A 14,157-nucleotide genomic window follows, 5' to 3' on the forward strand; every position below is an offset into this window, starting at 1 on the left:
CATGCTGAAGACAGAAAAAGTTAACGCCGGCTATGGAAAGCTCCAGATACTCTTTGACGTGAGTGTCGAGGCAGAAAAGGGAAAGATCACCACGATAGTTGGCCCCAATGGCTCCGGAAAGTCAACATTCCTGAAAACGGTCTTCGGGCTGACGACGGTCTACTCGGGGAGGATACTGTTTAAAGGCACCGACGTCACGAAGCTACCCCCCTTTAAAAGAACAAGGATGGGAATGGCATACCTGCCCCAGACCAACAACGTGTTCGCTAATCTAACCGTCATGGAGAACCTCAGGATGGCCGGCTACATACTCTCTGAAGAAGAATTCAAAGAGAGGCTAGAGCTTGCTCTCTCGGTGTTTCCGGAGATAAAAAACCTGTTGAAGAGAAAGGCCGGGAACCTAAGTGGTGGCCAGAGGCAATTCCTGGCCATGGCGACTGCATTAATTAGAAACAGTGAACTTTTACTCCTCGACGAACCGACTGCCCAGCTCGCTCCCAAGCTTGCCGACGTGATATTCGGAAAGATAGTGGAGATGAGGGACGATCACGGGCTTACGGTCCTTCTCGTAGAGCAGAACGCAAAGAAGGCCTTGGAGATAAGTGACAAGGGGTACATGCTCGTTAGTGGTAGGGTCTTCTACGAGGGAGACCCAGTTAGGCTCATAACGGATGATAAATTCCAGAGACACTTCCTCGGCATAATTGAGGACGTTGAAATCGTTGGGGAAAAGACGGAAAAGCTTGAGGCGGGTGATGTCGATGGGTGTTCTTGAAGGTGCGCTGACCTACGCCAACCTGTTGGCCCTCTTGGCCCTAGGGCTCACGCTCACCTACATAACCACTGGAGTTCCAAACTTTGCCCATGGTTCCTTCGCGGTAATAGGTTCGTATCTAGCGTACACGCTCTACGTAGGGCTCGGGCTCAACCCCTACTTGGCTCTCATTCCGGCTCCTATTACAGGAGGTCTATTTGGTATAGCCGTCTACCTGCTCACGCTGAAGCCCTTAATCCGAAAAGGTGCTTCGGTTGATATGCTGATGATGGCCACACTGGCGGTGGACATTATCCTCTACGGCCTACTCGGTGCCTACTCAGACGTTATAAGTTCTGCCTTCAAGAGGAACGCTAGCAAATTTGTCTTTACGAACGCTGACTTTGCTGTGTCAGGAATTCCTGGTAGGTTAGTCGTTTCCAGCCTCCTTGTAGTTGCGACGCTCGTCGCACTCTACATCCTGCTGTACCGCACCAAGTTCGGAACCGCTCTAAGGGCGTCGATGGAGAACCCTGCCCTGGCCGAAGCAATGGGGATAGACGTCGAGAGGACGAGGCTGTTTTCCTGGTTTCTGGCGGCGGCACTGGCGGGCATGGTTGGTGCAGTCTTGCCCTTCCTTCAGGAGACAGTACCCGGAACTGGAGGCTTTATAATAGTGTCAGTCTTCGCGGCCAGTATAGTCGGTGGACTAAAGAACATCAGCGGTGGTCTCATTGGCGGATACATAATAGGCCTTTCCGAGTCACTTGTTACCTTCGGTCTCTCAGACGTTCTCGGGACTGGGATTCTCGTCTACGGAAAGGTGGTTTCTCTCATGATAATGATAGCCGTACTACTGCTGATGCCCGAGGGGATGACCGGCACAAAGGTCTGGAGGAGGTTGATGAGATGATCATGGAACTGCTCCAGCTCATACTCGTCTGGATTGGGATATATGCGGTAGTAAACATAAGCCTGAACATTGAGTACGGTTACACAGGAATACCAAACTTCGGAAGGCACTTCGCCGTCCTTATAGGGGCGATTATGCTTGGTGGAGCTGTAAATCGTATCCTCATGGCTATGCTCAGAGTCGACGGCGATCTTATAACCGGAACCACCGATCTCGTCTTCAAAGCCAACAGCCTCTTCGCAGCCCACCCCATCTATGGACTGGTTTATTTCTTTGGCTCCCTAACATTGGCTTTCCTGTTCGGGGCCCTCTTGGGTGCCCTCTTCATACTACCGAGCGCTAGGCTCAAGGGGGATTACCTTGGAATGACGCTCTTGGCCATAGGTGAGGTAATGTTTCTGTTGGCCTACTACACTCCATCTTTAATGGGTGGGTACTATGGAACAGCGGTTCCAGACCCACTAGCCTTTTTGTCGGGAAGCAACAGGGAGTGGGTGTTCATAGGGCTTGTTCTCCTAGTAATGGTGCTGGTATTCATATTCGCTGAGAAACTTCTCAACACACCCTTTGGAAGACTGTTGAAGGCCCACAGGGAGAACGAGGAAGTTGTGAAGGCTTTCGGTCGGGACGTTATGAGGATTAGGATTAAAGCCTCAATTATTGGCTCGGGAATAGCAGCTCTCGGCGGAGTCCTCTATGGCTTCCATGCTCTTAACCTGATAAGTAGCGCATTCACTAGGATTGAGTGGGCGTTCTACCCATTCATCATGATACTCCTGGGGGGAAGGGGCAATAACAGGGGAGTTCTCCTTGGAACAGCTATCTTCGTGACGCTGAAAGTTCTAATAGAGACTTACAAGTTCCAGCTGGTACAGCTACTACACATACCCTTTGAGCCAGTATGGCTAGAATACATTCTATTTGGTGTTTTAGCCCTATTGATAATCTACTACAGGCCAGAAGGGTTAATAAGAGAGGGTCAGATACTGACAGGGCCAATAAAGCGGTTAAGAGACGGAAGGTAAAGCCATAGTCCCTATTTCTGTCCCTAGCTGCCTCGGGGACAATCTCCTCTTTTTATCATTAGCGAAAAGTGTCAGCAGGTTTACGTGATGGAAAGAAGGCCAGAAACTGGTAAAGGTGTAAGAAAAGAGAGAAGAATCACTTCTTCACCCATCCGCGCCACTTCATGGCGTCGTAGACCCTCTGGACAGCAACGACGTAGGCGGCGTCACGCATGTTGATGTTCTTCTCCTTGTGGGTGTTGTAAACGTCCCAGAATGCCTTGGTCATCTTCTTGTCGAGCTTAGCCCTGGTGGTCTCAAGGTCCCAGTAGTCTCCGGTTATGTTCTGGACCCACTCGAAGTAGCTGACGGTGACACCACCGGCGTTACAGAGGAAGTCCGGTATGACAAGGACACCCTTCTCGTGGAGGATCTCGTCGGCCTCCGGGGTGGTCGGGCCGTTGGCGAGCTCAGCAACGATCTTGGCCTTGATCCTGTCGGCGTTATCCTTGGTGATGACGCCCTCGATGGCGCTCGGGGCGAGGACATCGACCTCGAGCTCGAGGAGCTCCTCGTTGGTGATGTTCTGGGCACCTGGGAAGTCCTTAACGCTGCCGTTCTTCTTCTTCCACTCGAGAACCTCGTCGGCGTTGAGTCCGTCCGGGTTGTAAATGCCGCCCCTGCTGTCGCTGACGGCGACGACCTTCATACCGAACTCCTCGCTCATAATCTTGGCCATGTAGTAACCGGCGTTACCGTAGCCCTGGATGGCGATGGTCTTGCCCTTGAGGTCCATGCCGAGGGCCTTAGCTGCTTCCCTGACGGTGAAGGCAGCGCCCCTGGCGGTGGCATCCATCCTGGCAACGATACCACCGACTCCAGGCGGCTTACCGGTGATGATACCAAAGCTTGGAACCTTTCTCCTGCTGATAGCCTCGTACTCGTCCATCATCCAGGCCATAATCTGTGGGTTGGTGTAAACGTCAGGGGCAGGAACGTCAGTGTACGGACTGATAATGTCGTAGATAGCCCTTATGTATCCCCTAGCGAGCCTCTCCTTCTCCCTGTCGGAGAGCTCCTTCGGGTTGCAGATGATACCACCCTTACCGCCGCCGTACGGGAGGTCCATAACGGCGGTCTTCCAGGTCATCCAGGCGGCGAGGGCCTTGACGGTGCTGAGGGTCTCCTCAGGGTGCCACCTTATACCACCCTTGGTCGGGCCGCGTGCCCAGTTGTACTGGACACGGAAACCGGTGAAAACCTTAACAGAACCATCATCCATCTCGACGGGGATGCTGACCTCAAGAATCCTCTGAGGCCTCTTAAGGAACTCAAGAGCCTCTTCACTTATGTCCATAAACTGGGCAGCCCTCTCAAGCTGCTTAACGGCCATCTCAAATGGGTCAATCTCGACCATTTTTCCCACCTCGGGTTTCGGTAATTTGCGATACCCAGTTAGACGTTTGCATATATAAACCTTTCGCTAAAGGAGGCAGGAGAACGGTTGATTTCAAACAAAAAGTTATATACGGAAATTTTCGGCCAAAAGAAAAAATCTACCGAAATTTTAAGGCAAAAACAGGACTGTACATCCAAGATTTTTTATACATTAACGAACATAATAAAGCAGCGCTGAATAAAAACGAATGAAATGAGGTTAAACTGAGGGGGTCTCAGCGAGAAGTCGGTCATCATGCCTCAGCTCACTCTCGTTCCAATCATCGACCCCTCCCTATTTATTGTTGATCACAAGTTAAATCTTTGCCTTAGGTCTTGGGATATTCTTTGTCATTAACGTCTTTAAATCATAGAACTATCGTCGTAATGTCAAATATCAACTTACGTTATTTTGGCGTACTTGCAAAATGACAAGAAAAGAATTTCAACCGTTTTGCGGCCAAGTAAATCGTCTTTTGTCGAAAAGAGGCATCAGAAAGCTTTTTATAGAATGCAATGTCCTATACATAATGCCCCGTTATAGTACACGGGGTTTCGTTGCCCACACATTTAAGAACGGGGGTGAATAGTGTGGAACAGAGGGATCAATGGGCGACTAAGATTGGTTTAATTTTAGCCATGGCTGGAAATGCTATAGGTCTTGGAAACTTCTGGAGGTTCCCATACCAGCTTGCTAGCAACGGTGGCGGCGCATTCATGATACCGTACTTCATAGCGTTGGTGTTCCTGGGAATCCCTGTGATGTGGATTGAGTGGACCACCGGTCGCTACGGTGGTAAATACGGACACGGTACAATCGGACCAATGTTCTACCTCATGGCCAGGGAGAGCCTCAAGCCAAGGACAGCCATGATCTTCGGTATCATCGGTGGAATGCTGGCCTTCTCGGTCGCTTCCCTGCTCAGCTCATACTACTATCAGGTCATAGGCTGGTCCGCGGCTTACACCTACTACAGCCTAACCGGAGCCTACTTCGGCAAGGATACAGTGCAGTTCTTCCTTGACTATGTCGCTAACACCAAGGCAGTGATATTCTTCTGGGGACTAACGATGCTCTTCCTTGGAATAGCAGTTGGACAGGGAGTTAGCAAAGGTATCGAGCGCTGGGTTAAGGTCATGATGCCCCTTCTGTACGTGTTCGCTATACTCCTGGTTCTCAGGGCACTTACCCTTGGCTCACCCGTAAAGCCAGAGTGGAGCGCCATCAAGGGTCTCGAGTACATCTGGAAGCCTGACTTTCAGACACTCAGCCAGAACTTCTTCAGGATAAGCCTGGCAGCGGCGGGACAGATATTCTTCACACTGTCCCTCGGTATGGGTATCATACACAACTACGCAAGCTACCTCGGTCCTGAGGACGACGTTGCCCTCTCAGGTCTCGCCACAGTTTCACTCAACGAGTTCGCAGAGGTCATCCTCGGTGGTTCTCTCGCCATCCCGATAGCCTTCGCCTACCTCGGTCCAGAGCAGGCCGTCAAGGGTGGTGTCGGTCTCGCATACATGGCCCTGCCGAACGTCTTCGCCAACATGCCGGCAGGTCAGATATTCGGTGCCATGTGGTTCCTCCTGCTCTGGTTCGCGGGATTCACTTCAGCTATAGCCACCTACAACTACCTCGTCGCCATGCTCGAGGAGGACATTCACATCGAGAGGAAGGTTGGCACCTGGCTAGTGTTCATATTCCTGTTCCTGCTTGGACTGCCAGTTGCCCTTGACAGCACCCTAGCGTACCTCAGCGAGCTCGACATGTGGGTTGGTTCCTACTTCCTCGTGCTGCTTGGTCTCTTCGACATCATAGTCGCAGTTTGGCTCTTCAAGCCCGACAACTTCTGGGAGGAGCTTCACAAGGGTGCTTACATTAACGTTCCAGAGTGGTACAGGCCAATAATGACCATAATAGCGCCGCTGTTCATGCTGTTCCTCCTCGGTGGCAACACCCTCGACTACATCAGGAAAGGAGCCTTCAGCGTCTCAGAGGCCTACGTCACTCAGGTGCTCGGCTACGACTACACCCCAGAAATCATCAGCCTCATCACTAGGGCCAGGATAGTTATCATCATAATCCTCGTCATCGGTGCTATCGAGGCTTACCTGGCCATCAAGAAGAAGTACGGCGAAGAGCTCGCAAAGAACGAGGTGCTCATAAAACTCTGAGGTGATGAAAATGGACACAGGCGCTCTGGCATTCCTGATATTTGCGTGGGGTTCAATATTTATCCTGATGTACTGGAGCATTACAAAGCTCCTTCGTGCCGAGAAGGAGCAAAAGGCTTAAAGCCCCCTTTTATTTTATCTTTTGGAGGTGCTTCTATGAAAAGCCAAGAGATTCTGCGAGATGTAGCGCAGACCATTGAGGATATTGAGAAAAAAATTAACTCCCTCACCAAGCTCTCAGATAAGAATAAGCAGAAAGCCCTAAAGCTCCTCGAAGAGGCGAGGAGAAACTTCATGGAACTGTCAGAGAACGTTGCCGTGGACAATCAGGAGCTTGCCAACTTCTTCCTCAAAAGGGCTGTCAAAATCAAGAACAACACCACCGACAGATACCTCGAAAAGATGGGAGAAAAGGAATACATGAAAGACATTGTGGCCCTCAACAAGTACTCAAAGGCTGCTCCCTACGACTTCGCTGGGGAAGTTAAGGTTCTCCACAGAGCCTACCGGGCGTTCTTGTTTGGGATGATCCCGTTCTACATTGTCTCGGGAATCTTCGGACCGGTTTACGCCGTGACAGCCCTTATACTGATAATCCCAACACTCTTAGCAATGCTTAGTATGAGGAAGAGAGGAAATCTCGGACTCATGCTCGCCTTTGCTGTTATGCCCATACCAATGGTCATGGGGGCGTTTTCGATAAGGTATGGAATATACGCACTGACTAACCAGGAAGAGCTCATGAGGATAGCTCAAGAGCTCGGCAAGAGCCTCGCCTTCGCTCAGGCTATAGCAGCCATAATATTGCTCGCGGGAGCGGCCAGCTTGATTCTGCTTGGCTACGCGAGCTACGCCCTCTACAAGCACAGGCACGCGTTCCTTTAATATAGGGCCTCGTTGCCCCTCTCCCCTGTTCTTATCCTAATGGCATCATAAACGGGCAGAACAAATATCTTTCCGTCTCCGGGAATGCCCCGCCTAGCGTTTCTAGCAACAATCTCTATGACCCGCTCAACGTCCTCGTCCTTCACGACGAGCTCGATCTTCACCTTGGGCAGAAGATCATAGGGGGGAACACCACCCTGAACGCCCCTGCCCTGGACGGGGTAGACCGTCATCGGGATAATACCGGCACTCTTCAGGGCCTTCTTGACGTTCTCAAAATCTTCATTCCGGATAATTGCTTCGATTTTTTTCATGGCTATCACAATAGTACTTCGAAGAAACTCCAAAAAAGCCTTTTGGAAGAGCAAAGAATAAGAGCAAAAAGCTGGTTTTACTCAATCTGATCCGCGAACTCCTTCAGGCGCTTGATGGGGATGAGGGTTTTCTTCGCCAGCTCCTCGAGGCCGTATCTTCAAGTCCTCTATCAAGTGACCTCCAGCCTTCTTCAACTTAGCCATGCTTTTGGCAGATATTCATTATCTTAAGCAGGTTACTTTTGGGCTTTCTGATAGTTTTCTTGTTCTCTCGCGGATCTGCTTCGCCTTTTGAGGGCAGCTTTCTCCTCTTTCCCTGATAACACTGCGGCTCTCCGTCCCTCCTTTGGGCTTCTGGGCGAAGGCTTTGGCAACCTCCGTCGCGTAGGCCCTTTACTCTTCCATCTTGACGAGTTCTTCGGGTTTTTCCTCCCTCTTCTCAGGCGGAACCTCAGGTGGCTCAACGTATTCCGGAACCCCAGGAGGATTCCTGCTCACGTAGTGAGCAACGATGATGGATCGGAATAGATTGTCGCGCTCTTCGAGCTCCTCAAGAAGCTTGAAGTTAAACTGCCTGGTCTTCATGTACATCTCAAGCTCATTGGCTAGCCTGTGGAAGTCACTTGCGTGGAGGAGGATCCTTCTCTTACCGTACTCCTTCGCCTGACCCGTCGTGATGAGGAACTGCCAGTCGCTCGCCTCCAAGATGAGGAGTTCCCTTGCGAGTTGCTCCAGAATTCTGTCAGCTAGCCGGTCTTTACCGTAGTATTTAGTCGCCAGCTCCACCATCCTGTCCTCCGCTGAATACACGTACTCCCAGGTCCATTCCGTCCTCTCGTTCCACCATATCGAGTGGTCCGCATTTTTGCCCCAGGAACCCTCGGGAAGTCCTATCTCGTGCCTCTCGCCGGAGTAGCTATCGAGAAACTCTGAAAGCGTCGTCGTCCTTATCTCGCACTCTGCCATGAGCTCAAGAACCCTTCCAAGCAACTTGACGCCCTCAAACCACCAGTGGCCAAAGAGCTCAGTGTCATAAGGTGAGATGATTATCCCCTTCTCGCCGAACTTCTCCTCATGCTCCGTCAGGAGGCTCTCAATCAGCGAAACGAAGTGTCTCGCATGTTCCTCAACACGCTCCATAGCTTTGTCAGGGTCGTAGAACTCCTTATCACCGAGGCCAACGTTCTTACCCGTTACCCGCCAATATTGGCCGCCACTTTTCTCGGCCTTCTTGTGGAACTCCCTGTACCAGAAGTCACCGGGGTAGCCGAAGCGGGCATGCCAGACCTGACGGCCAGCCTCGCGGTTTCTGGCGAAGATCGCAATGTTGCTTCCCTTAATCCAGTAAGGCCTGAGTGTGCTCTTCTCCGTCTCGGCCAGAGGTGCCTCACCGTACTCCTTTGTTACAGGACCCTCATCAATTAGGTTGCTCTCCACGAAGAAGTATTCCAGACCAAACTCCTCGAGAAACTTCTCGATTCCCCGTCTCTGCACTTTCTTTCCGCCGGGCAGTGGCCATTCTCCCCCGGACCTGTAGGCGCATTCAGGCAACCATATTCCCCTAGGCTTCCTGCCGAAGTGCTTCTCATAGGTCAAAATGCCGTTGGCGAGCTGAGAACGTATGGCCTCGTCCCTGCCAAGCAGGGGCAAGTAACCGTGGGTCGCCGCTGAAGTTATCACCTCGATGTAGCCCTCCTCCCGAAGCTCGCGGAGCTTTCCTATAATGTCGCCGTTGATAGCTCTCCAGTAGTCATGGGCTTTTCTGAAGTGGTCAAGCATGAAGCTTACAGCTTTCTCGTCGTACTTTCCACTTCTCAGGTCTTCCTCCGTTGCTTCCAGCTTGCGTGCCAAGTACTCCTCAAAGCTACGCTTGATATAGTCGTCGGCCAGCTGCTCGGCGAGAACCGGTGTGACGTTTATGACCAGACCGAACTTCACGCCTTTAGCCTTCAGCCTTTCAAGCTCCATGAGCAGGGGCAGATAGGTCTCGCTCATAGCCTCGTAGAGCCACTCCTCACCGAACGGCCATTTTCCGTGCTTCCTCACGTAGGGAAGGTGGGTGTGGAGAACAAAGGTTAGGTATCCTTTCACTATATATCACCTAGAGTGTATGTACGTTAGACTATTTAACCTTAACCTTTGAGTTTGCGTTGGGAAGACAAAATCAGACAGCAACCCTTTAAACTCAACCGCGAAATCTCAACTGGTGAGAGAATGAAGGAGGAGATGAGCAGCGTTGACATACGCTACATCGTGAGAGAGCTCCAATCGTTGGTCGGCTCTCGCGTTGATAAGCTATACCACGACGGCGGTGAGATAAGAATAAAGCTCCGCACGAAGGAGGGCAGGCGGGATCTCATTATTCAGGCCGGGAAACGCTTCCATGTCACGACTTACGTAAAGGAAGCACCAAAAATGCCGTCAAGCTTCACGATGCTTCTGAGAAAGCACCTCAGTGGTGGCTTCATCGATGCCATAGAACAGCATGACTTCGACAGGATTGTGAAGATACGGGTTGGCGATTACACGCTCATAGGCGAACTCTTCAGGAGGGGAAACATCATACTCGTTGACGGAGAGAACAGGATTGTCGCCGCTTTACACTACGAAGAGTACAAGGACAGGGCGATAAAGCCGAAGGCAGAATACAAGTTCCCGCCCGCCCGCGAAAACCCGCTCGATGTTGAGTGGGAGAGGTTTAAAGAGCTTATAAGTGAGGAAGACGTCGAGATAGTCAGAGCGCTGGCCAGAAAGCTCAACATGGGCGGCCTATACGCGGAAGAAATTCTTCTTCGGGCGGGGATGGACAAGAAGAAAAAAGCGAGCGAGCTGAGCGAGGAGGAGTTCAAGCTGATTTTCGACACTATGAAGGCCCTCTTCACCGAGAATCCGAAGCCAAATATCGTCTACAAGGACGGCAACATGCACGATGTAGTGCCGGTAGAGTTGAGGGTTTACGAAAACTTCGAAAAGCGTTACTTCAGCACCTTCAGCGAGGCCCTGGATGAATACTTTGGGAAGATAACCCTCGAGAAGGCAAAGATTGAACAGACAAAGAAGCTCGAGGCCAAGAAGAGGCAGCTCCTCATGACGCTTAAGAAGCAGGAGGAGCTGCTGAAGGGCTTCGAGGAGCAGGCGAAGGCCAATCAGGAGATAGGTGACTTGATATACGCCAACTTCACGATGATCGAAAGGCTTCTGGATGAGTTCAGGAAGGCAACCGAAAAGCTCGGCTGGGAGGAGTTCAAGAAGAGAATAGATGAAGGCAAGAAGGCAGGGAACAAGGCGGCTCTTATGGTAAAGTCTGTTGACCCTAAGGAGAAGGCCGTGACGATAGAGCTCGAGGGGAAGAAGGTCAGGCTCTACCTCAACAAGAGCATAGGTGAAAACGCGGAACTCTACTACGAGAAGGCCAAGAAGGCCAAGCACAAGCTTGAGGGGGCGCTTAAGGCCTACGAGGATACCAAGAGAAAGCTGGATGAAATCGAGAAGCTCATAGAAGAGGAAATGAAGAAAGAGCTTGCGGTAAAGAGAATAGAGCACAGAAAGAAGAAGTGGTTCGAGAAGTTCCGCTGGTTCGTGTCGAGTGAGGGCTTCCTCGTTCTGGCCGGAAAGGACGCAAGTACCAACGAGAATCTGATAAAGAAACACATGGACGAGACCGATCTCTACTGCCACGCGGACGTTTACGGAGCGCCGCACGTCGTTATAAAAGATGGTCAGAAGGCTGGAGAGAAGACTATCTTCGAGGCCTGTCAGTTCGCCGTTTCGATGAGCAAAGCCTGGAGCCAGGGACTCTACAGCGCCGATGCATACTGGGCGCATCCAAACCAGGTGACAAAGCAGGCGCCTAGCGGAGAGTATCTCGGCAAAGGCGCATTCATGATCTACGGAAAGAGGAACTGGCTCCGAGGTCTACCGCTTAAGCTGGCCGTTGGCGTCATCGAGCACGAGGGCGAAAATTACGTTGTCTGTGCGCCGGTGGAGGCAATGAAAGCCCATACGGACAAGTATATCGTCATAAGACCAGGTTCACTGAAGAAGAGCGAGCTCGTGAAGAAGATCAGGCACATCCTCGAGAAGTGGGGCTACAAAGTTAGGGAAGAGGACATCATGGCTACCCTACCCCCCGGGAACGGTGATATAGTCGAAGTCATCGGCTAGAGACTCTTCCCTCCACCAGCGACAAAGCCGATGACGAAGCTCAGCAACGCTATCATGTATCCCTCAGCGAGCGTTCCAAAGAAGCCCTGTCCGTATATGTGCCACGCAATGACAGTAAACACAAGCATTCCAGCTACTCCAATGCCCGGCCCGAGCCTGCCACCAAGGAGCCCGAAGAGTATCCCTACGAGTACCATGAACACACCCGTGAAGAACGCTATGAAGAGAAAGATAGTGCCTGTACTGTTAGGATTGAGCCACCAAAATGCACCTTCAAATCCATTGGAACCTGCCAGGATCTCACGGAGGATGCCAAGAAACGTTATTTGTCCACCCCAGGGCAACCGGAACCATGGGAGAACAAAGGATAGAGCAGCGACGATTGAGGACAGGAAACCGATCAGCCTCATACTAATTCCCTCCGGGATTCAATCACACCAGTTCCCTCCCCGTAGTCGTCATCACAAGCTTTCCGTGCTTAACGCCCTTCAGGCTTATGAGCCTCTCGGCAATCTCCTTTATCTTTCCCGCATTACCCTTAACTACCACAACCTCGAGGCAGTTGTGCTCGTCCATGTGAACGTGAAGGCTTGAAACGATTTCATCGACGTAGTCGTGCTGGAGTTCGAGAAGCTCTTTAACAACATCCGCTTCGTCGTGGTTATATACGATGGTTATTGTACCAGCAACTTCCCTGTCCCCCTCCTCCCACTCGTGCCTAACTATAAAGTCCCTCATTAAATCCCTGATCGCCTCGCTCCTGTTGACGTAGCCTTTCTCTTCTATGATTCTGTCAAACTTCTCGAGCAACTCGTCCGGAACAGAGACACCGAAGCGCGTGATCTTCATAACACCACCGTGATATTTTTGAAGTTCATCGTTAAAAACGTGACGCGAAACCCTTTTATCCCCAGATAATAATGGAAAACCATGAGGATAGAGGAGCTTTACACAATAGCGCAGAGGGAGCTTGCGAAGGACCTTGTGTTCGAGATAGAGGATGAGCCTGTTACGCTCTCAATACGGGGAGTCCTGCTTGCGAGAGTCGAATCCAAGAGCTACAACTTCTCGTTCTTCGAGCTGAGTGAGAATGAGTTCGTTCTGGCTGTCCAGATGAAGGGCTTCACCGTTTACCTTGGCATAGAGGCCGACGAGGAACTGGAGGAGGAAGCCTATCCCGAGCTCGTTAGAATCCTGCTCGAACATCTCACACCGCAGATAGCGCTCCTCATAACGAAGGCAGAGAAGGATTACAGAGGCAGAGCAGACCTGCTGCTCGATGACGACATGAGTCCCGAAATGAAGGAGTTCTTCTACAGCCTGCTTGTCAAGCACAGGAAGGGTGAGCTGGTCTATGAGCAGACCGAGGTTGCTTAGCCCGGAACCATGAGTTCAAGGAGAACTATCAGGGTTATCATCAACGCTAGGACGAGCATGGTCCTCTTCGTGTAGAGTCTCGCCGCTCTCCTCTCATAGTAGCTCCTCGGCGAGACGTTGAGGATATACAGCCCGAGCAACGAGCCGGTTAGCAGGCCAAGAACATTCTCAAGAGTTAGGATCAGCGAGCCGCTGAAAACATCCCACCAGCCCATGACGAGGGATATTCCAATGACCGTCGTTGGGGGGACGAGGGCGGCAGCAATGGAAACGCCAGCCAGTATCTCGGGTATCTTGCTGACTATAGCCACGATACCCGCGTAGCCGAGTATAACGGCCAGCAGGATGTAAACGAGGCCAGAATTTCCGCGGATCGCTATCTCATAGGTTGGCTGAGAAGGCATAGTTCCAGCCAGCTTGAGAAGGAGCGTCACAATGGCGGCAGAGAGAAATATAACTACCAAGAGCTTAAGGATGGAATAGACGGCGTCTAAGGCGTCTCTCCCCCTACCCATGACGACATTAAGGGAGAATCCGTAGAGAGGGCCAAGAATAGGAGAAAGGAGCATGGCAGAGATTATCATCACGATGCTGTCGTTTATCAATCCGAAAAGGGCTATTATGGAAGCGACCGCGCCGAGGGTGAGCTGGATCGGATCAACCGTTGCCTGGTTATTGGCGTCTTCTATGAGATTCTCTATAGCCGCAAGGCTCCAGCGACGCTTGAACTTCCTAAGTGACTTGAGGGAGTTGGCGTACTTGACGGACTTGCCGCTCACCTGCGACCACGTTATCGCCGAGTGCCCTTTTCTGAGGTCTATAGCCTTCATGAGCTCGTCTGCAAGGTCGTTTATGATGAAATCCGGGACAAGGGCCACGAACTTGAGGACGCGGTGATCGTTGCCCCTCACCTCTTCCACGTAGAATTGGACGTTCCACTTACCGAGAACCGCGGAAACTTGCTCTCCCTCGGTTTCATCACAGTAGACCTCAAGCCGGAGCATTAGGCATCGTATGATATTGTAAAGGGAGGTTAATAACCGTTTCCGCTACGATTGCCCTTGCCGCAATCAGTGCGGTTGGATCCTCACGCGAAAATGCATCCCGTCCATGGAACGGTCTTTCAAGATGTAT

General features: G+C 51.4%; 13 protein-coding genes. 7 read left to right on the forward strand and 6 right to left on the reverse strand.

Going from position 1 to position 14,157, the window contains the following annotated elements; all coding sequences use genetic code 11:
* The first annotated feature begins 1 nt into the window (after position 1).
* The 3 genes from E3E32_RS05305 to E3E32_RS05315 are packed head-to-tail and all read left to right on the forward strand — an operon-like array spanning position 2 to position 2,692.
* Positions 2 to 775, forward strand: a complete 774-nt coding sequence (locus E3E32_RS05305) for an ABC transporter ATP-binding protein (protein WP_167730657.1) — start codon at positions 2 to 4, stop codon at positions 773 to 775.
* A complete protein-coding gene (locus E3E32_RS05310) occupies positions 756 to 1,667 on the forward strand; it encodes a branched-chain amino acid ABC transporter permease (protein ID WP_240910567.1) in 912 nt (303 codons plus the stop codon). The genes E3E32_RS05305 and E3E32_RS05310 overlap by 20 nt, the downstream gene beginning before the upstream one ends.
* Positions 1,664 to 2,692: a branched-chain amino acid ABC transporter permease gene (locus tag E3E32_RS05315; RefSeq protein ID WP_167730659.1), complete on the forward strand. Its 1,029-nt coding sequence runs from the start codon at positions 1,664 to 1,666 to the stop codon at positions 2,690 to 2,692. The genes E3E32_RS05310 and E3E32_RS05315 overlap by 4 nt, the downstream gene beginning before the upstream one ends.
* A gap of 136 nt (positions 2,693 to 2,828) precedes the next feature.
* Here E3E32_RS05315 and gdhA read toward each other — a convergent pair whose 3' ends face one another.
* Positions 2,829 to 4,088 (reverse strand): glutamate dehydrogenase, encoded by a 1,260-nt coding sequence (gdhA, locus tag E3E32_RS05320; protein ID WP_167730661.1) that lies wholly within the window; start codon positions 4,086 to 4,088, stop codon positions 2,829 to 2,831.
* Positions 4,089 to 4,699: 611 nt separating this feature from the next.
* On the opposite strand from gdhA, the gene E3E32_RS05325 reads away from it, so the two are divergent.
* Both E3E32_RS05325 and E3E32_RS05330 read left to right on the forward strand, forming a co-directional pair.
* Positions 4,700 to 6,283, forward strand: a complete 1,584-nt coding sequence (locus E3E32_RS05325; protein WP_167730663.1) for a sodium-dependent transporter — start codon at positions 4,700 to 4,702, stop codon at positions 6,281 to 6,283.
* Between the two features lie 156 nt (positions 6,284 to 6,439).
* Entirely contained in the window at positions 6,440 to 7,168 is a 729-nt protein-coding gene (locus tag E3E32_RS05330; protein ID WP_167711107.1) for an alpha-glucosidase, read from the forward strand.
* Here E3E32_RS05330 and E3E32_RS05335 read toward each other — a convergent pair.
* The gene (locus E3E32_RS05335; protein ID WP_012571112.1) at positions 7,165 to 7,482 is read right to left on the reverse strand and encodes a P-II family nitrogen regulator; all 318 of its coding nucleotides are present in this window, start codon (positions 7,480 to 7,482) and stop codon (positions 7,165 to 7,167) included. The genes E3E32_RS05330 and E3E32_RS05335 overlap by 4 nt on opposite strands.
* A 393-nt stretch (positions 7,483 to 7,875) precedes the next feature.
* Positions 7,876 to 9,573 carry a 1,4-alpha-glucan branching protein gene (locus tag E3E32_RS05340; RefSeq protein WP_167730665.1) on the reverse strand — a complete coding sequence of 566 codons (1,698 nt, stop codon included), beginning with the start codon at positions 9,571 to 9,573 and terminating at the stop codon, positions 7,876 to 7,878.
* 123 nt (positions 9,574 to 9,696) lie between these two features.
* Between E3E32_RS05340 and rqcH the strand changes: the two genes are divergently transcribed.
* Positions 9,697 to 11,646 carry a ribosome rescue protein RqcH gene (gene rqcH / locus E3E32_RS05345; RefSeq protein ID WP_167730667.1) on the forward strand — a complete coding sequence of 650 codons (1,950 nt, stop codon included), beginning with the start codon at positions 9,697 to 9,699 and terminating at the stop codon, positions 11,644 to 11,646.
* Here the strand turns inward: rqcH and E3E32_RS05350 are convergent.
* The gene (locus E3E32_RS05350) at positions 11,643 to 12,056 is read right to left on the reverse strand and encodes an amino acid permease (RefSeq protein ID WP_167730669.1); all 414 of its coding nucleotides are present in this window, start codon (positions 12,054 to 12,056) and stop codon (positions 11,643 to 11,645) included. The two genes, rqcH and E3E32_RS05350, sit on opposite strands and share 4 nt — an antisense overlap.
* A gap of 22 nt (positions 12,057 to 12,078) precedes the next feature.
* Entirely contained in the window at positions 12,079 to 12,495 is a 417-nt protein-coding gene (gene nikR / locus E3E32_RS05355) for a nickel-responsive transcriptional regulator NikR (protein ID WP_167730670.1), read from the reverse strand.
* An 81-nt stretch (positions 12,496 to 12,576) separates the two neighbouring features.
* Between nikR and E3E32_RS05360 the strand changes: the two genes are divergently transcribed.
* Positions 12,577 to 13,023 carry a hypothetical protein gene (locus E3E32_RS05360; protein WP_167730672.1) on the forward strand — a complete coding sequence of 149 codons (447 nt, stop codon included), beginning with the start codon at positions 12,577 to 12,579 and terminating at the stop codon, positions 13,021 to 13,023.
* On the opposite strand, the gene E3E32_RS05365 is transcribed toward E3E32_RS05360, so the two are convergent.
* Entirely contained in the window at positions 13,020 to 14,027 is a 1,008-nt protein-coding gene (locus E3E32_RS05365; RefSeq protein WP_167730674.1) for a TIGR00341 family protein, read from the reverse strand. The genes E3E32_RS05360 and E3E32_RS05365 overlap by 4 nt on opposite strands.
* Between the last annotated feature and the right edge of the window lie 130 nt (positions 14,028 to 14,157).

It is taken from the genome of Thermococcus sp. GR6, from assembly GCF_012027415.1.
GTDB classification, from domain to species: Archaea; Methanobacteriota_B; Thermococci; order Thermococcales; family Thermococcaceae; genus Thermococcus; species Thermococcus onnurineus.